Source organism: Curtobacterium sp. MCLR17_044 (genome assembly GCF_003234435.1).
In the GTDB taxonomy this organism is placed as follows: domain Bacteria; phylum Actinomycetota; class Actinomycetes; order Actinomycetales; family Microbacteriaceae; genus Curtobacterium; species Curtobacterium flaccumfaciens.
In genome coordinates, this window is record NZ_QKTC01000016.1 from 76,814 (window position 1) to 94,834 (window position 18,021).

General features: G+C 71.7%; 22 protein-coding genes. 14 read left to right on the forward strand and 8 right to left on the reverse strand.

The features are described 5' to 3' along the window. Nucleotides 1-97 precede the first annotated feature (97 nt). The 3 genes from DEJ04_RS12740 to DEJ04_RS12750 all read left to right on the forward strand — a co-directional run bounded on the left by DEJ04_RS12740 (nt 98) and on the right by DEJ04_RS12750 (nt 2,100). On the forward strand, nt 98-574 hold the full coding sequence (locus DEJ04_RS12740) for a MarR family winged helix-turn-helix transcriptional regulator (RefSeq protein WP_181437810.1): 477 nt from the start codon (nt 98-100) through the stop codon (nt 572-574). 101 nt (nt 575-675) lie between these two features. Continuing rightward, nucleotides 676-1,098: an organic hydroperoxide resistance protein gene (locus DEJ04_RS12745; RefSeq protein WP_071406102.1), complete on the forward strand. Its 423-nt coding sequence runs from the start codon at nt 676-678 to the stop codon at nt 1,096-1,098. Between the two features lie 27 nt (nt 1,099-1,125). Continuing rightward, nucleotides 1,126-2,100: a zinc-binding dehydrogenase gene (locus tag DEJ04_RS12750; RefSeq protein WP_110864227.1), complete on the forward strand. Its 975-nt coding sequence runs from the start codon at nt 1,126-1,128 to the stop codon at nt 2,098-2,100. A gap of 69 nt (nt 2,101-2,169) precedes the next feature. Here the strand turns inward: DEJ04_RS12750 and DEJ04_RS12755 are convergent, their stop codons facing one another. The 3 genes from DEJ04_RS12755 to DEJ04_RS12765 all read right to left on the reverse strand — a co-directional run bounded on the left by DEJ04_RS12755 (nt 2,170) and on the right by DEJ04_RS12765 (nt 5,133). Beyond that, nucleotides 2,170-2,874 carry a DUF4396 domain-containing protein gene (locus DEJ04_RS12755; protein ID WP_220035565.1) on the reverse strand — a complete coding sequence of 235 codons (705 nt, stop codon included), beginning with the start codon at nt 2,872-2,874 and terminating at the stop codon, nt 2,170-2,172. A gap of 109 nt (nt 2,875-2,983) precedes the next feature. Next, nucleotides 2,984-4,441, reverse strand: a complete 1,458-nt coding sequence (locus tag DEJ04_RS12760; RefSeq protein WP_111047300.1) for a sugar porter family MFS transporter — start codon at nt 4,439-4,441, stop codon at nt 2,984-2,986. A 155-nt stretch (nt 4,442-4,596) separates the two neighbouring features. Continuing rightward, the gene (locus DEJ04_RS12765) at nt 4,597-5,133 is read right to left on the reverse strand and encodes a hypothetical protein (RefSeq protein WP_111047301.1); all 537 of its coding nucleotides are present in this window, start codon (nt 5,131-5,133) and stop codon (nt 4,597-4,599) included. A gap of 132 nt (nt 5,134-5,265) precedes the next feature. On the opposite strand from DEJ04_RS12765, the gene DEJ04_RS12770 reads away from it, so the two are divergent. Then, the gene (locus tag DEJ04_RS12770; RefSeq protein WP_258371377.1) at nt 5,266-6,171 is read left to right on the forward strand and encodes a LysM domain-containing protein; all 906 of its coding nucleotides are present in this window, start codon (nt 5,266-5,268) and stop codon (nt 6,169-6,171) included. Nucleotides 6,172-6,383: 212 nt separating this feature from the next. Here the strand turns inward: DEJ04_RS12770 and pgi are convergent, their stop codons facing one another. From pgi to DEJ04_RS12790, 4 genes are all read right to left on the reverse strand, one after another. After that, a complete protein-coding gene (pgi, locus tag DEJ04_RS12775) occupies nt 6,384-8,105 on the reverse strand; it encodes a glucose-6-phosphate isomerase (protein ID WP_111047302.1) in 1,722 nt (573 codons plus the stop codon). Between the two features lie 193 nt (nt 8,106-8,298). After that, nucleotides 8,299-10,530: a cation-translocating P-type ATPase gene (locus DEJ04_RS12780; protein WP_111047303.1), complete on the reverse strand. Its 2,232-nt coding sequence runs from the start codon at nt 10,528-10,530 to the stop codon at nt 8,299-8,301. Continuing rightward, nucleotides 10,527-10,745 (reverse strand): heavy-metal-associated domain-containing protein, encoded by a 219-nt coding sequence (locus DEJ04_RS12785; protein ID WP_111024449.1) that lies wholly within the window; start codon nt 10,743-10,745, stop codon nt 10,527-10,529. The genes DEJ04_RS12780 and DEJ04_RS12785 overlap by 4 nt, the downstream gene beginning before the upstream one ends. A 32-nt stretch (nt 10,746-10,777) precedes the next feature. After that, the gene (locus DEJ04_RS12790; protein WP_027466001.1) at nt 10,778-11,068 is read right to left on the reverse strand and encodes a metal-sensitive transcriptional regulator; all 291 of its coding nucleotides are present in this window, start codon (nt 11,066-11,068) and stop codon (nt 10,778-10,780) included. Between the two features lie 82 nt (nt 11,069-11,150). Between DEJ04_RS12790 and DEJ04_RS12795 the strand changes: the two genes are divergently transcribed. The 10 genes from DEJ04_RS12795 to DEJ04_RS18725 all read left to right on the forward strand — a co-directional run bounded on the left by DEJ04_RS12795 (nt 11,151) and on the right by DEJ04_RS18725 (nt 17,041). Next, nucleotides 11,151-12,371 carry an AraC family transcriptional regulator gene (locus DEJ04_RS12795; protein WP_111047304.1) on the forward strand — a complete coding sequence of 407 codons (1,221 nt, stop codon included), beginning with the start codon at nt 11,151-11,153 and terminating at the stop codon, nt 12,369-12,371. A gap of 169 nt (nt 12,372-12,540) precedes the next feature. Beyond that, nucleotides 12,541-12,999 (forward strand): Asp23/Gls24 family envelope stress response protein, encoded by a 459-nt coding sequence (locus tag DEJ04_RS12800; protein ID WP_071405961.1) that lies wholly within the window; start codon nt 12,541-12,543, stop codon nt 12,997-12,999. Continuing rightward, a complete protein-coding gene (locus DEJ04_RS12805) occupies nt 12,996-13,187 on the forward strand; it encodes a DUF2273 domain-containing protein (protein WP_017885412.1) in 192 nt (63 codons plus the stop codon). Before DEJ04_RS12800 ends, DEJ04_RS12805 begins: the two co-directional genes overlap by 4 nt. Further along, a complete protein-coding gene (locus tag DEJ04_RS12810; RefSeq protein WP_017885411.1) occupies nt 13,184-13,498 on the forward strand; it encodes a hypothetical protein in 315 nt (104 codons plus the stop codon). Before DEJ04_RS12805 ends, DEJ04_RS12810 begins: the two co-directional genes overlap by 4 nt. 9 nt (nt 13,499-13,507) lie before the next feature. Then, entirely contained in the window at nt 13,508-14,083 is a 576-nt protein-coding gene (locus DEJ04_RS12815; protein ID WP_110864127.1) for a DUF6286 domain-containing protein, read from the forward strand. Then, nucleotides 14,080-14,643 carry a hypothetical protein gene (locus DEJ04_RS12820; protein WP_111038342.1) on the forward strand — a complete coding sequence of 188 codons (564 nt, stop codon included), beginning with the start codon at nt 14,080-14,082 and terminating at the stop codon, nt 14,641-14,643. Before DEJ04_RS12815 ends, DEJ04_RS12820 begins: the two co-directional genes overlap by 4 nt. An 82-nt stretch (nt 14,644-14,725) precedes the next feature. Then, nucleotides 14,726-14,899 (forward strand): CsbD family protein, encoded by a 174-nt coding sequence (locus DEJ04_RS12825; RefSeq protein WP_071246087.1) that lies wholly within the window; start codon nt 14,726-14,728, stop codon nt 14,897-14,899. Between the two features lie 78 nt (nt 14,900-14,977). Further along, complete coding sequence (locus DEJ04_RS12830; RefSeq protein ID WP_181437811.1) at nt 14,978-15,877, forward strand: Asp23/Gls24 family envelope stress response protein; 900 nt, start codon at nt 14,978-14,980, stop codon at nt 15,875-15,877. Further along, nucleotides 15,874-16,290, forward strand: coding sequence for an MFS transporter permease (locus DEJ04_RS12835; RefSeq protein WP_111047306.1), 417 nt, complete (start codon nt 15,874-15,876; stop codon nt 16,288-16,290). The genes DEJ04_RS12830 and DEJ04_RS12835 overlap by 4 nt, the downstream gene beginning before the upstream one ends. A gap of 100 nt (nt 16,291-16,390) precedes the next feature. Then, complete coding sequence (locus DEJ04_RS18725) at nt 16,391-17,041, forward strand: gamma-glutamylcyclotransferase family protein (RefSeq protein WP_258371378.1); 651 nt, start codon at nt 16,391-16,393, stop codon at nt 17,039-17,041. Here the strand turns inward: DEJ04_RS18725 and DEJ04_RS12845 are convergent. Beyond that, complete coding sequence (locus tag DEJ04_RS12845) at nt 17,017-18,006, reverse strand: NAD(P)-dependent oxidoreductase (RefSeq protein WP_111047307.1); 990 nt, start codon at nt 18,004-18,006, stop codon at nt 17,017-17,019. The two genes, DEJ04_RS18725 and DEJ04_RS12845, sit on opposite strands and share 25 nt — an antisense overlap. Between the last annotated feature and the right edge of the window lie 15 nt (nt 18,007-18,021).

An 18,021-nucleotide genomic window follows, 5' to 3' on the forward strand; every position in this document is an offset into this window, starting at 1 on the left:
CACGTCAGCCTAACCGTCCGGGTCGTCGGCGTGTTCGTCAGCTGGGCATCCGCTGCATCGAGTTGTGCACAACTCGGTTGCGTGACAGTGTGGACGCATGCCCGTGACCGACGAGATGGTGTGCTTCTCCCTCTACGCGGCGTCCCGCGCCACCACGCAGGCGTACCGCTCGATGCTCGAACCCTGGGGTCTGACGTACCCGCAGTACCTGGTGCTCGTGACCCTGTGGGTCGAGGGCGACCAGACCGTCTCGAGCCTCGGGGAACACCTGCAGCTCGACTCCGGCACCCTCTCGCCACTGCTCCGCCGCATGGAGCAGAGCGACCTGGTCCGCCGCGAGCGCCGCAGCACCGACGAGCGCGTCGTCACGGTGACCGTCGGTGACCGCGGCCGCGAACTGCGGTCCGAGCTGAGCGGCATCCCCGCGCGCATCGCCGCCGGGATGGGCCTGGCCGACGAACGTGCAGCCGCCGAGCTCATCGCGACGCTGCACCGGCTGACCGAGACGATGCACGCGGCGGCCGACCCCGAGCACGACCCCGCTGGCGCTGACGCCGGCGTCGTTTCGCGCTGAGCGACACCGCACGGCCACGTGCGCGCGTGAACTGTCGCTGAGCGCGAGAGCACGCCGCACACCCCCGAACTTCACGATCCGCCCCACAAGGAAGGAACCCCATGGAAACCCTCTACACCGCCGAGGCCCTGGCCACCGGCGAAGGCCGCAACGGCCACGTCGCCACGAGCGACGGCACGGTCGAGTTCGACCTCGCCATCCCGAAGGAGATGGGTGGCTCCGGCAACGGCGCCAACCCCGAACAGCTCTTCGCCGCCGGCTACGCCGCCTGCTTCCACTCCGCACTGCAGGGCGTCGCCCGCAGCCAGAAGGTGAAGATCACCGACTCGTCCGTCGGCGGTCGCGTGTCGATCGGCCCGAACGGCAACGGTGGCTACCAGCTCGCCGTCATGCTCGAGGTCGTCATCCCCGGCCTGGAGCACGACCAGGCCCAGGCCCTCGCCGACGCGGCCCACCAGGTCTGCCCGTACTCGAACGCGACCCGCGGCAACATCGACGTCACCATCGTCGTCTCGGAGGACTGACCCATGAGCACCACCACCCCCACCACCATGCGCGCCGTCGTCCACGAGACGTTCGCCGAGCCCGCCGACGTCCTCGAGGTGCAGGAGCGCCCCGTCCCGACGCCCGGCGCCGGCGAGGTCCTCGTCCGCACGGTCCTCTCCCCCATCCACAACCACGACCTGTGGACCGTCCGCGGCACCTACGGCTTCAAGCCGGAGCTCCCCGCCGCCTCGGGCACCGAGGCACTCGGTGTCGTCGAGGCCCTCGGCGAGGGTGTCACGAACCTGCAGGTCGGCCAGCGCGTCGCCGGCGGTGCCTTCGGCGTCTGGGCCGAGTACTACACCGCCAGCGCCGCCGGGCTCGTCCCGGTGCCGGACGCGATGACTGACGAGGCCGCCGCCCAGCTCGTCTCGATGCCGTTCAGCGCCATCAGCCTGCTGCACTCGCTCGACCTGCACGAGGGCGACTGGATCATCCAGAACGCCGCCAACGGTGCGGTCGGACGCATGGTCGCCCAGCTCGGCGCCGCCCGTGGCATCAACGTGATCGGACTCGTCCGTCGCGCCGCCGGTGTCGACGAGCTCCGCGAGCAGGGCATCGAGCGCATCGTCGCCACCGACGCCGACGACTGGCAGGACCAGGTCGCCGCGATCACCGGTGGCGCCCCGATCATCGCCGGCGTCGAGTCGGTCGGTGGCAAGGCCGCCGGCGACATCGCCTCCGTGCTGGGCGAGAACGCCACCCTCGTCGTCTTCGGCGCGATGGCGTCGCCGACGCTCGAGATCCCGTCGGGCAAGGTCATCTTCGGCCAGCTCACCGTGAAGGGCTTCTGGGGCTCCGTCGTCAGCAAGACGATGCCGGCCGAGACGAAGGGGCAGCTCTTCGGTGAGCTCATCACCCGCGTGCTCGACGGCTCGCTGACGCTCCCCGTCGCCGAGACCTTCGCCTTCGAGCAGGTCCGCGACGCCGTGCGCGCCAGCGACACCGCCGGCCGAGTCGGCAAGGTGCTCCTGCGCCCGTAGCGCGACCACAGAACGGACGGGAGGCCCGGTGCCAGCTGGCACCGGGCCTCCCGTCCGTCCGCTGGTCCGTCACATGGCCTCCTTGATGCCCCGACGCACCAGCCACGCGTTCACGGGGTAGGAGCAGACGAAGCCGGCCACCATCGCCAGCTGCATCGCCACCCAGAACTCCGGCGAGAAGACGCTCGCGCGCCCGCCGACGAGTGCCGGGAACACGACCAGCTGCCACACCGCCATCAGGCCGTACATGCCCACCTGCCACGCGATGATCGACAGTGTGTCGGCCTTGAGTGCGGCGACGAGCCCGGCCCGGACGCCGAGGCCCCGCATCGGCGCGATGGCGAAGTACTGGAACGCGATGCCGAGCACGAACGCGATGACGAAGTCGACGATCCACCCGGCGACCATCCGGTCCTGGTAGAGCGACCCCAGGCCGACGACCACCCCGAGCGCCGGGAACGCCGCGAGCCCGAACTCGCCGATCAGGTCGCCGAGGGCGCAGCCGGCCCCGCAGTGGCTCGTGTCGATCGCGGTGCCCGCCCACCGTCCGTGTCCGGGCGCCGAGGCCCGCCCCCGACGCAGGTAGAAGACGAGCCACACGACGCTGCCGAAGAGCATCGTGAGCGGCCACACGAACGCCATGACGCGCATGTGCGGCGGCCGACGCACCACGTCGACCGCCACGAACACGGCGCAGCCCACGGCGACCACGAGCAGCGCGGAGCACACCACGTTCAGGGCGACCGGGAAGTCCTGCAGCACCAGTTCCGTCACGCCTCCATGCAACCAATCCGGCGGCGACCGTGGATCCAGTGAGCAGAAGACGTCGGGTGCCCTGGGGCGACCCGACGTCTTCTGCTCACTGGATGCAGCGTGGTGCGGACTAGCGGCGCGACGCCTTCACGGGGACGGTGAAGATGTTGCCGGTGGTGACGCCCTCTTCGACCTCTTCGAGGGTGCGCCCGCGGCTCTCCGGCACGAACTTCCAGATGAAGAGCAGCGCCAGCAGCCCGACGACCCCGAAGCCGAAGAACGTCCCGGTGATGCCGGTCGCAGCGACGATCGTCGGGAAGTACAGCCCGAGGAACGCGTTCGCGATCCAGAGGCAGAACACCGAGATGCCCATGCCGAGCGCACGGATCTGCGTCGGGAAGATCTCGGACAGGACGACCCACACGGCGATGTTGAGGAAGGTCTGCATCGAGCCGACGAACGCGACGACCAGGAACAGGATGACCCACGGGCGGGCCGGGTTGCCCTCGGGCAGCGCCACCGACGCGATGCCGATGAGGAAGTGGCAGATCGTCGTCAGCGTGAACCCGAGGATCAGCGTCGTGCGGCGGTTGATCTTCTCCATGTTGTACAGCGCGATGACGCCACCGACGACGGCGATCACGCCGGGGGCGATGTTCGCGATGAGGGCGGCCGACGCCTGGAACCCGGACTCGATGAGCACGGTCTGGCCGTAGTACATGATCGAGTTGATGCCGGTCAGCTGCTGCGCGACGCCGAGCCCGGCACCGATGAGCACGATGCGGATGAGCCACTTGTTCCCGCGCAGCGTGTGCCAGCCACTGACGCGCTCGACCTTCGCTTCGAGGTCGTTGCTCCGCTTGATGTCGTCGAGCTCGGCGCGGGCCCGATCGGTGGTCCGGACCTGCTCGAGGACCGAGAGCGCCTCGTCGTAGCGGTCCTTCGACGCGAGCCAGCGCGGCGACTCCGGCACCCGGAGCATGCCGACGAACAGCGCGATCGCGGGGAGCGCACAGACGGCCAGCATGACGCGCCACACGCCGTTGCCCTCACCCCACACGTTGCCGATGATCGCGTTGACCACGAACGCGGCGAGCTGACCGATCACGATCATGAGCTCGTTGCGGCCGGACAGCGACCCGCGGATCTCGTACGGCGCGAGTTCGGCGAGGAACACCGGAACCACCGTGGAGGCGCCACCCACCGCGAGGCCGAGGAGCACACGACCGACGACGATGACCTCGAACGTCGGCGCGAACACGCAGATCAGCGTGCCGACGAAGAACGTGACAGCGAGCAGGATGATCGTCTTGCGGCGACCCCAGCCGTCGGCGATGCGGCCGCCGAGCATGGCGCCGATCGCGGCGCCGAAGAGCAGCGAGCTGGTGACGACACCCTCGGTGAAGTTCGTGAGGCCGAGCTCCGCCTTCATCGGGTTCAGGGCACCGTTGATGACACCGGTGTCGTACCCGAAGAGCAACCCGCCGAACGTGGCGACGAGGGCCAGCACACCGAGTCGTCGGCGGTGCGGCCCGGTCCCCAACGGGGGCAGTGCGACAGTCGGGGCTGTCGGTTTGATGTCGACCATTCGGTGACTCCTTCGTCGGTGATCGCGCGTCAGTGCGTGGACCGATCGTAACCCGAATCCATGTCCTGTCAATTGGACATTCTGTCGTCAGGTCGTTTGGATCGGTCCACAGAAGGCCTGATGAGGACGGGAGCGGTCCAATCCGCGGATCGGGCTCAGCGCTCGTCGTCGACGGGGCCGTCGCCCAGGACGTCCCCCAACGAAGCCATGTCGGCACCGTGGTCGGTGTAGCGGCGCACGGTCCGTCGGGCGGCGGCACTCGCGGCGCCGGACAGGGCGGAGTTGCGTCGGGCGGCGTCGGCGACGCGTCCGGCGTGCCCCGCGGTGGAGAGCAGCACGTTGGCCAGGGCTCGGGCGTCGCCGCGCTCGGGGACCCCGGTCACGGTCCACGCCGTGCGGACCTGGGCGTCAGGGGTGACGCCACGACGGGTGCCCATCCGGTGCCAGTCCGACAGCACGCCCTCGGTGCGCGAGGCGGCGCGGTCTGCCTCTCCCGCGCGACGGCGTGCGGCGTCACGGGCATCGGACTCGGTGTCCGAGCCCTCGACCGTGTCGTACCGGTCGGTGAGCCCGTCGGCCCGGCGCCGGACGCTGTCGGCACGTTCACGCGCTGCGACGTCGTCACCACCCGCCGCTGCGATGCGGGCGGCGTGCGCGGCGGCAGCCGCGGCGAGGATCTCCGAACGCTCCATGCCCTCGACCGTAGCCGCTCCGACCGACACCATCTCGCCCCCTCGGCAGCTGGACTGCGTCCCGGGACACAGTCCGCCGGCGACGACGTCCGTGTGTTCGCCATCGCGTGACCCTCGACCTGAGGGGGCATCATGAAACGGACCGGCGGAATCGCCATCGTGCTGGCGGCCGGCGTGGTGCTGTCCGGCTGCTCGCTGCTGCGGGGACCGGACGATGTCCCGCCCGCTCCCTCCAGTCCGCCGGCGTCCAGCCCGACGGCGAGCGAGACCCCGGCGTCGACCCCGACCGGCGAGTCCGCATCGGACCTGATCGAGGCGTCGGCGAACCCGCGCACACCGACCCCGGTGCCGACGGAGGCCGCCGCACCCGCACCGACGCTGACACCGATCCCCGCCGGGACCGTCCTGGCGCGGGGGGACGTCGCCTCGCCGAAGGGCAGCGTGCACTTCCACTTCCGGGTGGTCGCGGACGGCGACGACACCTTCACCGCGCAGTACTCCGGGATCACCTCGACGCTGCCGGTGCCGATCGGCGTCGCGTTGTTCGACCTGCCCCGTGCGGTGGGCGACGGGCTCACCTACCCCGGTGTCGGTGACCGGACCCTCGGCGGTCCGACCAGCACGGCGGCTGCGGTCGACGTGCCGTTGGACGGGTCCGGCGTCGACCCGTCACACCTCGGCACCCTCGTGACCTACTCCGCGGCGGCCGCCGGGCAGGACGTCCCGGTCGAGATCTCCGCCGGCAAGGTCCTCGCGGTGTCCACCGTGCGGTGGTCCGTCCCCGCGCGGCAGACGAACGTGCACCCGAAGGACACCGGACGGCGGGCGAACGCGACCGGGACCGTCACCGCGACCACGTCCGCCGGCGCGCCGAGGTCCTACGGCGTCGCACCGGACGACCTGATCGGGGACGTCGCGACGCGGTTCGGCATCACCGTCCGCGACCTGGTCTGGCTCAACGAGGGCGTCCAGGTGTTCGGCGAGGACCAGCACCTGTACGAGGGCACGTCCCTCAACCTCGACCCGCTCGCCCGCTGAGCGGGCGGCCTGGCGCCGAGCCCCGCGGCCTCGCAGCGGGCCCTCGCGAAAGCGACACTTCTCCGCGGAAGATCGGCGCGCATCTGTCGCTTTCGCAGGCCTGACGGCGGCCCGTCGGGCGCAACTGTCGCTTTGGCAGTGCCCGACACGACGGACGGGAGGCCCGTGGCGGATCCGCCACGGGCCTCCCGTCCGTCAGGTGGGGGCGTGCGTTACTTCCGCAGCTCCAGGTACTTCGCGATGAGCGCCTTGGTCGACGGGTCCTGCGCGTCGAGCGCGGCCTGGTCGCCGTCGACGGCCGGCGTGACCTGCAGCGCCAGCTGCTTGCCGAGCTCCACACCCCACTGGTCGAACGAGTCGATGCCCCAGATCGTGCCCTCGGTGAACACGATGTGCTCGTACAGGGCGATGAGCTGGCCGAGCACGCTCGGGGTCAGTTCCGGCGCGATGATCGACGTGGTCGGCTTGTTGCCCGGGAACGTGCGCGCCGCGACGATGCCCTCGTCCGTGGTGCCCTCGGCGCGGACCTCGTCGGCGCTCTTGCCGAACGCGAGCGCCTTGGTCTGCGCGAAGAAGTTCGCCAGGAACAGCGTGTGCACGTCGGTGCCGGGCGCGACGCCCTTGCCGTCGCCGGTCTCGTCCTTGAGCGGACGGGCCGGGTTGGCGACCGTGATGAAGTCGGCCGGGATCAGGCGGGTGCCCTGGTGGATGAGCTGGTAGAACGCGTGCTGGCCGTTCGTGCCGGGCTCACCCCAGAAGACCTCGCCGGTCTCGGTGGTGACGGGCGAGCCGTCCCAGCGGACGCGCTTGCCGTTCGACTCCATGGTGAGCTGCTGCAGGTACGCGGCGAAGCGGTGCAGGTACTGCGTGTACGGCAGGACCGCGTGGCTCTGCGCACCGAGGAAGTTCGTGTACCAGACGTTGAGCAGGCCCATCAGGACGGGGACGTTCTGCTCGAGCGGCGTGGTGCGGACGTGCTCGTCGATGGCGTGGAAGCCGGCGAGGAACTGCTCCCAGTTCTCCTTGCCGATGGCGATGACGACGCTCGTGCCGATGGCCGAGTCGACCGAGTAGCGGCCGCCCACCCAGTCCCAGAATCCGAAGGCGTTCTCGGGGTCGATGCCGAAGGCCTCGACCTTGTCGAGCGCGGTGGAGACGGCGACGAAGTGCTTCGCGACGGCGTTCTTCTTCTCGTCGTCGGCGGCGTCGGTCAGGCCGAGCTTCTCCCACAGCCACTGGCGGGCGAGGCGCGCGTTCGTCAGGGTCTCGAGCGTGCCGAAGGTCTTCGACGCGACGATGAAGAGCGTGGTCTCGGGGTCCAGGTCCGCGGTCTTCTCGTAGATGTCCGCCGGGTCGATGTTCGACACGAAACGGGCCTCGAGGCCGGGCTGGACGTAGGGCTTGAGTGCCTCGTAGACCATGACCGGGCCCAGGTCGGAGCCACCGATGCCGATGTTGACGACGGTCTCGATGCGCTTGCCGGTGACACCGGTCCAGGCGCCGCTGCGGACCTGCTCGGCGAAGCCGTAGACCTTGTCGAGCGTGGCGTGCACGTCGGCGTCCACGTCCTGGCCGTCGACGGTCAGGGGCGCCGCCGGCACGAGGCCCTCGGTCGCCTTCGGGCGGCGGAGCGCGGTGTGCAGCACGGCGCGGTCCTCGGTGACGTTGATGTGCTCACCGGCGAGCATCGCCTGGAAGCGTTCGGCGACGCCGGTGTCCTTCGCGACCTGCAGCAGCGCGGCGAGGATCTCGTCGGTCACCAGGCCCTTGGACAGGTCGACGGTCAGGTCGGCCGCCTGGAAGGTGTACTGCTCGGCACGACCGGGGTCGCTGTCGAACCACCCTCGCAGGTCCGGGGTGAAGTCGGCAGCGATGCTGTCGAGCTTCTTCCAGCCTTCGGTCGATGTGGGGTCGACGGGAGCGGATTCGGTCACTTCGGTCCTCCTGGGGATCACGTTCAAGACGTACAGCCCGCGGGTCACGCAGCGCTGCGTCGCGGACCGTCTTCGAGCGTAGTGCGCTCCGGCGGGTGGTGCGCACAGTCGGCCGGGAGGCGCGGCTCGCGTTCGCTGCGCGCGTCACGCCTCCCGGCCGGTCGCGTTCAGGGCCGCGGTCGGCTCGCCGGGTTCAGGGCTGCGCCGCGAAGCGACGCAACCGCAGGCTGTTCGTCACGACGAAGACCGACGAGAACGCCATCGCCGCACCCGCGAGCACCGGGTTCAGCAGCCCCGCCATCGCGAGCGGGATCGCCGCGACGTTGTACGCGAACGCCCAGAACAGGTTGCCCTTGATGACGCCGAGCGTCGCGCGCGACAGCCGGATGGCGTCGGCGACCACCGTGAGTCGACCGCTCACCACCGTGATGTCGCTCGCCGCGATGGCCGCATCGGTGCCGGCCCCCATGGCGATGCCGAGGTCGGCCGCGGCCAGTGCGGCGGCGTCGTTCACGCCGTCGCCGACCATCGCGACGCTCCGCCCCTCGGACTGCAGCCGGCGGACGGTCTCGAGCTTCGACGCCGGGGTCGCGCGGGCGTGCACCTCGTCGATGCCGACGCTCGCGGCGACCGCACGTGCGGCACCGTCGTTGTCGCCGGTGAGCAGGACCGGGTGCAGGCCGAGCGCACGGAAGCGGGCGATCGCGTCGGCAGCCTCGGGCTTCGCGGTGTCGCCGACGACGACCACGCCCAGGGCCGTGCCGTTCCGGGCGACGACGACCGCCGTGCCCCCGTCGACCTCGGCACGGTCGACGGCGTCGGACAGCACCGGTGGCAGGGTGATCGACCACGAGTCGGCGAGCCAGCGGGTCGTGCCGACCAGGACGACGTCGCCGTCCACGACGGCCTGCACACCGGCGCCGGCGGTGGCGGTGAACTGCTCGGCCTGGGGCAGGCCAGCGCCCCGGGCACGGGCCGCGGTGGTCACTGCGCGGGCGACGGGGTGTTCGGAGCCGTCCTCGACCGCTGCGGCGAGGCGCAGGACGACGTCCTCGGCCTCGTCGACGGCGGTGACCGACCGCAGGGTCATCGACCCCGTGGTGACGGTGCCGGTCTTGTCGAGCACGACGGTGTCGACGCCGCGGGTGCGCTCGAGCACCTGCGGACCGCCGATCAGGATGCCGAGCTGGGAGCCGCGACCGGTGCCGACCAGCAGCGCGGTGGGCGTGGCGAGCCCGAGAGCGCACGGGCAGGCGATGATCAGGGTGGCGACGGCCGCGGTGAAGGCCGCGGTGACCGAGCCGCCGAACACGAGCCAGCCGACGAAGGCCAGCACGGCGAGCACGATGACGATCGGCACGAAGACCCCGGACACGCGGTCGGCCAGGCGCTGCACCTCGGCCTTGCCGGTCTGGGCGTCCTCGACCAGGCGACCCATCCGGGCGAGCTCGGTGTCGGCACCGACGCGGGTGATCGCGACGACGAGCCGGCCGCCGACGTTGATCGTGGCACCGGTGACCCGGTCGCCCGGGGCGACCTCGACCGGCACGGACTCACCGGTGAGCATGCTGAGGTCGACGGCCGAGGAGCCGTCCTGCACCAGGCCGTCGCTCGGGATCCGCTCGCCGGGTCGCACCACGACGACGTCGCCGACGACGAGGGACGAGGCGGGCACGCGGTGTTCGCCGCCGTCGCGCAGGACGGTGGCGTCCTTCGCACCGAGTTCGAGCAGCGCCCGGAGTGCGGCGCCGGACTGCGTCTTCGCGCGGGCCTCCATGTACCGGCCGGCGAGGATGAACACCGTCACGGCCGCCGCGACCTCGAGGTACAGGTCGGTGGCCTCGGGGTCCGTGGCGAACCACGAGAACGTCATGTGCATGCCGGTCGTGCCGGCGTCGCCGAAGAACAGGGCGTACAGGGACCACCCGAAGGCGGCGAGGACACCGACGCTCACCAGGGTGTCCATGGTGGCGGCACCGTGCCGGGCGTTGACCCACGCGGCACGGTGGAACGGGAGCGCACCCCAGACGGCGACGGGTGCCGCGAGCGTCAGGGCGAGCCACTGCCAGTTCGGGAACTGCAGGGCCGGCACCATCGAGAGCACCACGACGGGCACCGCGAGCACGGCGGACACGACCAGGCGTCGGCGCAGTGGGCCGGTCGGGTCCTCGTCGACCGCGGGGTCGGCGTCAGCAGCGGCGGGCGGGGCCGGCACCGTGGCGCCGTAGCCGGCCGACTCCACCGCGGCGATGAGCGCCTCGGGGTCAGCGGTGCCGTCCGCGGCGACCTGCACCTGCGCCTTCTCGGTGGCGTAGTTGACGGTGGCGGTGACCCCGGGCAGCTTGCCGAGCTTCCGCTCGATGCGGTTCGCGCACGAGGCGCAGGTCATCCCGGTGATGTCGAGTTCGACGGTGCGGTCGGTCACGAGCGCACGACCTCGTACCCCGCCTCGGTGACGGCGGCGCGGAGGGCGTCCGCGTCGACGGGTGCCGCCGAGCTGACGGTGACCTCGGACGATCCGCCGGGGACGAGTCGGACGTCGACGCCCGACACCCCGTCGACCTCGGTGAGTTCCTCGGTGACGCTCATCACGCAGTGGTCGCAGGTCATGCCCTCGACGAGCAGCGTTTCGGTGGTCATGGTGTCTCCTTCTCGGTGGTGGGTCGTCAGGGTCAGGAGCGGACGAGCCGGGCGATCGCCTGGCTGGCCTCGCGCACCTTCTCGTCGGCGGCGTCCCCGCCCTCGGCGACGGCCTCGGCGACGCAGTGCGCCAGGTGGTCCTCGAGCAGCGACAGCGCGACGCGTTCGAGCGCTCGGTTCGCCGCCGAGATCTGGGTCAGGACGTCGATGCAGTACGTCTCGTCCTCGACCATCCGCGCGATGCCGCGCACCTGCCCCTCGGCGCGACGGAGTCTCTTGAGCAGGTCGTCCTTGTCGCCGATGTACCCGACGTGTTCGTGCATGTCCGCCTCCACCGTTCTCAATACGGTACCCCCCTAGGGTATTCCTTTCCTTGTCCGGTGCAACTGATGGCATGATCGGCGCATGGACCCCTCGACGACGAACGGATTCCGCCGGCTGCGGTTCTGCGACGGCGAGGGTTCCGACTACTCCGAGATCTTCGCGGCCGAGTACGGCGGCTCGGACTTCGCCTCCGAGACGTTCGCCACCGACGACACCCGGTACGAGTACACGGTCGTGGGCGACGATGACCTGTCGCTGCGCACCATGCGGGCCGAAGGTGGTCGGCGGGGCGGGGTCATCGGCGTGCGGGACGACCACGTGGTGTTCTGGCTGACCAAGGGCCGGCTCGAGATGCACTTCGCCGACCGCACCCGCGTCGTCGAGCCGGGCAGCCCGTACATCGCGTCGGCGTCCGAGGCCTACCGGTTCGAGTCCGACGGCACCGTCTACAACGGCGTGCACGTGTCCGACCGGTTCCTGCGCAGTGTCGGCCGCGACCTCGGCTACCGCCTGCCCGACGGCCCACTGTTGTTCGACCAGCAGGACGAGGTCGTCGCCCGGCGCGAACCCCTGCGGCACCTGATCCGTGAACTCGGGCCGGCCCTGGTCGACGACCGCGTGCTCGGACCGATGCGGACCGCGCTGAACCGCCGGCTGGCCGTCGTCATCCTCGACACGTTCCCCATCCGGAACCGCGGTGATGACGTCCCCGTGGCGAACCGGCTCCGCGACGCGATCCGCTTCATCGAGCTGCACGCCGCCGAACGCCCTTCGGTCCCCACCATCGCCGCGGCCTGCGGACTGAGCCAGCGCGGGCTGCAGGACGTCTTCGCCCGGACGCTCGACACCACGCCGCACCGGTTCCTCCGCGACCACCGCCTCGACCGGGTGCGCGAGGAGCTGCTCCGCGCGGACCGGGGCGGCCCGGTCGCCCCGGCGGACTGTCCGCTCGTGTCATCCGGCATCGCCGCGATCGCCCGCCGCTGGGGCTTCACCAACCCGGGCCGGTTCGCCGAGACCTACCGCGACCGGTTCGGCGAGGACCCCGCCGTGACGAAACGCGCGTCGCTGGCCGCGCAGCCGGAGGCCGGCAAGGCGTCGTGGCGTGTCCGTCGTGCGGTGTCGTACATCGAGCAGCACCTCGACGACCCGCTCACGCTCGACGACATCGCGGCCGCCGCAGGGGTGCTCCCCCGACGGCTGCAACAGCTCTTCCGCGAGGAGCGCGGCGAGTCCCCGATGGCCTGTGTCCGTGCCATGCGGGCCGCTGCAGAGCGCAACGGCGCGGCCGGAAACGGCTGAACGGCCGGACGGAACACCCCGGGGGTACACGCTCATCCCCGGATTTCCGGGGTTCCCTGGAAAGCAGCCGAATCCGAGAAGTCGTGTGTGACGAATCTCTTCCACAGCCCGTCTCATCCGTGAACAGCAACCGCTGGGAACGCCCGGCGGGTCAACGGAAGGAACGAACATGGCTGACACCACCACCCCCACCCCGGCCACCACGGCGACCCGTGCCACCTCGCACGCCGGCACCAGCGGCGTCACCGGCAAGACCGTCATCGACGACACCGTCGTGTCGAAGGTCGCCGGCATCGCCGCCCGCGAGGTCAACGGCGTCCACTCCCTCGGCAACGGCGCAGCCCGTGCCATCGGCGCCATCCGCGACGCCATCGGCCAGCGTGACTTCGGTCAGGGCGTCAAGGTCGAGGTCGGCGAGAAGCAGGTCGCCGCGGACATCGTGATCGTCGCCGAGTACCCGGTGTCGCTCCAGCAGGTCGCCGACGGCGTCCGTGCCGGTGTCGCCCGTGCCCTCGAGCAGATCGTCGGCATGGAGGTCGCCGAGGTCAACGTGACCGTCCAGGACGTCTACATCCCGGGTGACGACGACGACAACGAGGACGAGAAGAAGGAAGCCCGAGTCGCATGAGCAACACGCTGATCGGCGCCCTCATCGGCGCAGTCCTCGCCGTCGTGGCACTGCAGTTCGGGTTCTGGGGCTTCGTGCTCGTGATCGTGTTCGGTGCGATCGGGGCCCTCGTGGCCGCACTCGCCACCGGTCGCATCGACCGCGGCGCCCTGACCGACGTGCTGACCGGACGCCGGAGCTCCCGGTGAACGCCGGCCCGGACGTCCCGGGCCGCGTCGAGATCACCGCACGCGCGCTCACCTCGCTGGCGCGGGCCGTCGCAGCCGAAGGGCTCGGCGCCCCCGCCAAGCGGGTGCGCGTCGGACTCGGCGACGCGTCGGGAGCACTGTCGCTCGACATCACCGGGCCGATCGCCGCGAGCGACGACATCGTCTCCGGGTCGATCCGGATCGCGGACCAGGTCAAGGGCCGCGTGAGCGACCTGACCGGGCGTCGCGTCGGCAGTGCCCACATCGAACTCACCGGGATCGTGCGTGAGCACGAGTCCCGTGCCCGCTAGGAGGCCATCATGAGCAACGGTTCCGTCGAACGACGCATCCGTCGTCGGAGCGTGCACCGCTCCCGCTCCACAGCAGTGGCGGTGGCACTCGTGGTGCTCGCCCTGGTGGCTGCCTGGATCGGCACCGAGGCGGTGCTCAGCGCCATCGGACGCCCGCCGCTGGTCGCCGATCCCCAGACCGTGGTCGACACGGCGCTCCGTCCGGACGCCGCGTTCGTCACCGTCGTCGAGGTCATCGCGGGTGTGCTCGTCGTCCTCGGCGTCGTGCTGGTCGTCCTGGCGCTCAAGCCCGGCCGGCAGCACCGATCGGTCGTCGAGCACGAGCGTGGTGCGGTCGTCATCGACGCCCGCATCGTCGCCTCCACCGCGGCGAACGCTGCAGGCATGGCGGCCGGTGTCCCCGAGGGGAACGCCTCCGCCACCGCCCGTGGCCGTTCCACCGAGGTCCGCATCGTCCCCGTCACCGGTGTGCCGGTCGACGAGGCGAGCGTGCGCGCCGCCGTCGTGGAGCGTCTGAGTGGTCTCGACGAGCGCTTCGGCCGACGCGTCCGCGTCCGCGTCGAGGAGAAGGGAACCCTCGCATGACCAAGAGCAACCGGACCCTCAACCGGATCATCCTGTTCGTCCTCGGCCTCGTCGCCGTGGTCGTCGGGATCGCGATGGGCGCGGGCGTGCTGCCCGCCGTCCAGGACGCCGTCAAGCCGTACGTCGACCTCCCCCGCAGCCTCGACGTCCCCGCGTCCGCGCTGTGGATCGTCGCCGGGGCCGCGGCCCTCGTGGTCGTCCTGTCGCTCGTGTGGGTGTTCACCCGCGGTGGTGGCGGCACGTCCGTCGCCGTCCGGGAGCACTCGGGCGACGATGCGGTCACCGTCAACGTCGCACTCGTCCGGGACGTCCTCGAGCACGAACTCGCGGGTGTCCGCGACGTGGTCGGGTCCCGTGTCGACACCTACCTCGTCCGCCGGCAGCGCGCCGCCCGGATCCGTGTCGCGGTCCGCCGCGGCGGGGACGCCGTCAGCGTGCTCGACGCCGTCGACCGAGCCGTCGCGGTCCTCGACCGCACCCTCGGCCGTCCGGTCCCGGTGCTCGTGCACCTGACCGGCGGTACCCGCTCCGCGCTCGCGAAGTCGACCCGCGTCCACTGACACCCGTCAGCCGGACGTACCCCGGGCCTCCCGGCCCACCACCACACCACCGGGCGCACGCCCACCCACGAAAGGACCCGTCATGGGACTCGACGACAAGATCAAGAACGCCGCTCAGGACCTCGCCGGCAAGGCGAAGGAAGCCGTCGGCAACCTGACCAACGACGACTCGAAGGTCGCCGAAGGCAAGAAGGACCAGGCCGCTGCGAGCGCGAAGCAGACCGGCGAGGACGTCAAGGACGTCTTCAAGAAGTAGGTCGCACGACCGCATCGGGGCACCCGTCGAACGGGTGCCCCGATGCGTCCCCGCGCAGATCCCGAACGAGGAGGAACCATGCAGCACGACCCCCATGCGAACACGCAGGTCACCGAGGTGGCCCTGCCCGCAGCACTGACGGAGCCGCTGCCCGACGACGCGAGCACCGCGACGATCGTCGCGCGCACCGCGGCGGAGACCGCGCTCGGCGTGCCCGGCGTGCACCACCTCGGCGGGATCGCCGCCCGTGCCGCCGACCAGCTGCGGAAGCAGCTCGGCCGTTCGGCGGGCACCACCGGCGTGCAGGTCGACGAACAGGACGGCGTGCTCAGCGTGCAGGTCGCCGTCGTCGTCAGCTACCCGCACCCGGTGCTCGACGTCGCCGCCGAGGTCCGGCAGCAGGTCACCGCAGCGACGCGGCAGCTGTCCGACCTCCGCACCTCGGTCGACGTGCGCGTCCTCGACGTGCACGGTCCGTTCGACGACGAGCAGTCCCCGCTCGGCCGGGCCGCCGAGCAGGCGACCGATGCGGTCAAGCAGGCGGCCGAGTCGACCGGCGACGCGGTCAAGCGGGCCGCCGAGACCACCGCCGACGCGACCAAGCGTGCCGCGACGGCCACGGCGGAAGCGACCAAGCAGGCAGCGTCGGCCACGGCGGACGCGACGAAGCAGGCTGCCGACGCCACCGCCGACACGACCAAGCGTGCCGTCGACGCCGCCGCCGAGACGGGCGAGCGTCTGCGTGACGCCGCCTCGGAGTCGCTCGCCCGGGCATCCGAGCAGGCCGCCGACGCGGCATCGTCCGCGAAGGACGCCGCCGAGCAGGCCCGCGACGTCGTCGTCGACACAGCCGGCACGACCCGCGACCGGGCCGCCGACGCTGCCGATGCCGCGGCGGACGCGGCCGACGATGCAGCCGTCGCCGCCGATGCGGCAGCGGATGCCGCCGCGGCTCCCCGTCACCGGGACCAGCCGTGACCACCGCCTGGTCCGGAGGGCGCCGGCCCCGTGCCCGGCGCCCCCGACCCCGCGGCGTCTGGATCGCCGGCGGCATCGGGGTCTTCCTCGTCCTCGCCGTCGCGGTCGGCGGCTTCCTGCCGCTGGTCGGGTTCCTCGGCGGGGTCACCGCCACCACCGCCGGTCTCGTGCCGTTCCCGTTCGTCCGGGTCACCCTGATCGCCCTGCTCGGTGCGGTCGTGGTGCTCGCGCTGCTCCTGCTCGCCCTGACCCGCCGGCACACCGCGACCGCGACGACCGCCGTGGTGCTCGCCGTCCTGGTGAGCGTGGCGGTCACCCTGGTCCCCGTCGTCCTGGTCGCCGTCGGCTCCGCCGACCGCGCGGGCGACGTCTGGCCGATCGTCACCGAGCTCTGGACCCGCTTCACCGGCTGACGTCGTGCACACGGTCCCGGCCGGGAGGCCCGCCCCACCCGACCAGGTCGACCCACCCGGGTGGTCCCGGAGTCCACTGCCCGTCCGCTAGCCTCGCGACGTGAAGCGTCTCTCCCCCGGCCAGCGCTGGGTCATCGGTCTCGGCGCGTTCGCGCTCGTCTGTCTCGTCGTCGGCGTCATCGGGCTGGTGGTCGGGATCACGAACCGGTACGGGTGCCTCTCCGATTCCGAGATCTGGCCGCAGTCCTGCTGCCTCGGCGACGACTCCGGGATCTACTGGGGCAGCACCCTCGGCATCATCGGGCTGCTGCACCTCGGCCTGACCGGCCTGGCCGGTGCACTCGTCTGGACCTCGACCCCGGCGGTCGCTCCGCGTCCCGTCAAGCGTCCGACGCCGCGCCCCGGCGAGACGCACCGGGTCTTCTCGTACGGCACGCTCCAGCAGCCGCTCGTGCAGGAGTCGCTGTTCGGCGACCACGTCCCGACCACCCCGGACTCCCTGCCCGGCTGGCGGCTCGACTGGGTGGCGATCACCGACCCGGACGTCATCCGGACGAGCGGCTCCGACCGTCATCCCATCCTCCGCCGCGGCTCCGCGGACGACGTCGTCGAGGGTGTGGCCCTGACGCTCGGGTACGAGTGGCAGCTCCGCGCGGTCGACGGCTACGAGGTCGCCGACTACCAGCGCATCCGGGTCACGCTGGCCTCGGGCTCGACGGCCTGGGTCTACGTGGCGGCCGACGAGGCCTGAGCCGCGGCGCGCAGCCGTTCGAGCCCCTCGTCGATCGACACCGACGGGGTCCACCGCAGGTCCTGCCGGGTCCGCCGCTGGTCGAACCAGTGCGCGGTCGAGAGCTGTTCGGCCAGGAACCGGGTCATCGGCGGTTCGTCCTCGCCCGGTCGGACGCGCCAGACGGCCTCGACCACGGAGCCCGCGGCCCGCGCGACCGCTGCCGGCACGTGCCACTGCGGCGGTCGGACGCCCGACGCCGTGCAGATGCCGGCGAGCAGGTCGGCGACCGGTCGGGGCTCACCGTTCGTGACGACGTAGGCGTTGCCGTGGACGCCGTCGTCCGTGACGCGTTCGAGCGCCGCGACCATGGCCGTCGCGGCGTTGTCGACGTAGAGCGTGTCGATCAGCGCGGCGCCGGAGTCGAGCAGCGGGAGCCGTCCGGCGCGGGCACGCTCGACGATCCGTCCGACGAGCTGCGTGTCACCCGGACCCCACACCAGGTGCGGCCGGACCGCCACGACGGCGAAGTCCGGGGCGTCGGCGTCGAGTGCCAGCAGCTCCGCCGCGGCCTTGGTGCGGGCGTAGTCGCCTCGGGCACGGGACGGCTCGGCCGGACCGGCGTCGGCCCCGACGAGCGACGACCCGGTGTGCGCGACCGACGGCGACGACACGAAGACGAAGCGCCCGACGCCGGCTGCACGGGCGGCCGCCAGGAGTGAGCGGGTGCCCTCGATGTTGACCCGGGCGAAGTCGGCCGGGTCCCCGGCGAGTGACACCTTCGCGGCCAGGTGCACGACGGCCTCGACCCCGTCGACCGCGCGGGCGATCGCGGCGTCGTCGGTCATCGTCCCGGCGACGTCATGCACCCCGGGCACTCCCGAAGGACGGCGCTGGAACGTCCGGACCTCGTGCCCGGCGTCCCGAACGGCGGCGGCGGTGGCCTGCCCGAGGAACCCGCTGGCCCCGGTGACCAGGACCTTCACGGGAGGACCATCGGT

Excerpts from the sequence above, each read along its gene's own strand:
- DEJ04_RS12760 (WP_111047300.1), bottom strand. The coding sequence starts at position 4,441 with ATGGTCGACATCAAACCGACAGCCCCGACTGTCGCACTGCCCCCGTTG.
- DEJ04_RS12785 (WP_111024449.1), bottom strand. The coding sequence starts at position 10,745 with ATGACCACCGAAACGCTGCTCGTCGAGGGCATGACCTGCGACCACTGC.
- DEJ04_RS12790 (WP_027466001.1), bottom strand. The coding sequence starts at position 11,068 with ATGCACGAACACGTCGGGTACATCGGCGACAAGGACGACCTGCTCAAG.
- DEJ04_RS12795 (WP_111047304.1), top strand. The coding sequence starts at position 11,151 with ATGGACCCCTCGACGACGAACGGATTCCGCCGGCTGCGGTTCTGCGAC.
- DEJ04_RS12750 (WP_110864227.1), top strand. The coding sequence starts at position 1,126 with ATGCGCGCCGTCGTCCACGAGACGTTCGCCGAGCCCGCCGACGTCCTC.
- DEJ04_RS12805 (WP_017885412.1), top strand. The coding sequence starts at position 12,996 with ATGAGCAACACGCTGATCGGCGCCCTCATCGGCGCAGTCCTCGCCGTC.
- DEJ04_RS12765 (WP_111047301.1), bottom strand. The coding sequence starts at position 5,133 with ATGGAGCGTTCGGAGATCCTCGCCGCGGCTGCCGCCGCGCACGCCGCC.
- DEJ04_RS12740 (WP_181437810.1), top strand. The coding sequence starts at position 98 with ATGCCCGTGACCGACGAGATGGTGTGCTTCTCCCTCTACGCGGCGTCC.
- DEJ04_RS12745 (WP_071406102.1), top strand. The coding sequence starts at position 676 with ATGGAAACCCTCTACACCGCCGAGGCCCTGGCCACCGGCGAAGGCCGC.
- DEJ04_RS12800 (WP_071405961.1), top strand. The coding sequence starts at position 12,541 with ATGGCTGACACCACCACCCCCACCCCGGCCACCACGGCGACCCGTGCC.
- DEJ04_RS12820 (WP_111038342.1), top strand. The coding sequence starts at position 14,080 with ATGACCAAGAGCAACCGGACCCTCAACCGGATCATCCTGTTCGTCCTC.
- DEJ04_RS12830 (WP_181437811.1), top strand. The coding sequence starts at position 14,978 with ATGCAGCACGACCCCCATGCGAACACGCAGGTCACCGAGGTGGCCCTG.
- DEJ04_RS12770 (WP_258371377.1), top strand. The coding sequence starts at position 5,266 with ATGAAACGGACCGGCGGAATCGCCATCGTGCTGGCGGCCGGCGTGGTG.
- DEJ04_RS12815 (WP_110864127.1), top strand. The coding sequence starts at position 13,508 with ATGAGCAACGGTTCCGTCGAACGACGCATCCGTCGTCGGAGCGTGCAC.
- DEJ04_RS12825 (WP_071246087.1), top strand. The coding sequence starts at position 14,726 with ATGGGACTCGACGACAAGATCAAGAACGCCGCTCAGGACCTCGCCGGC.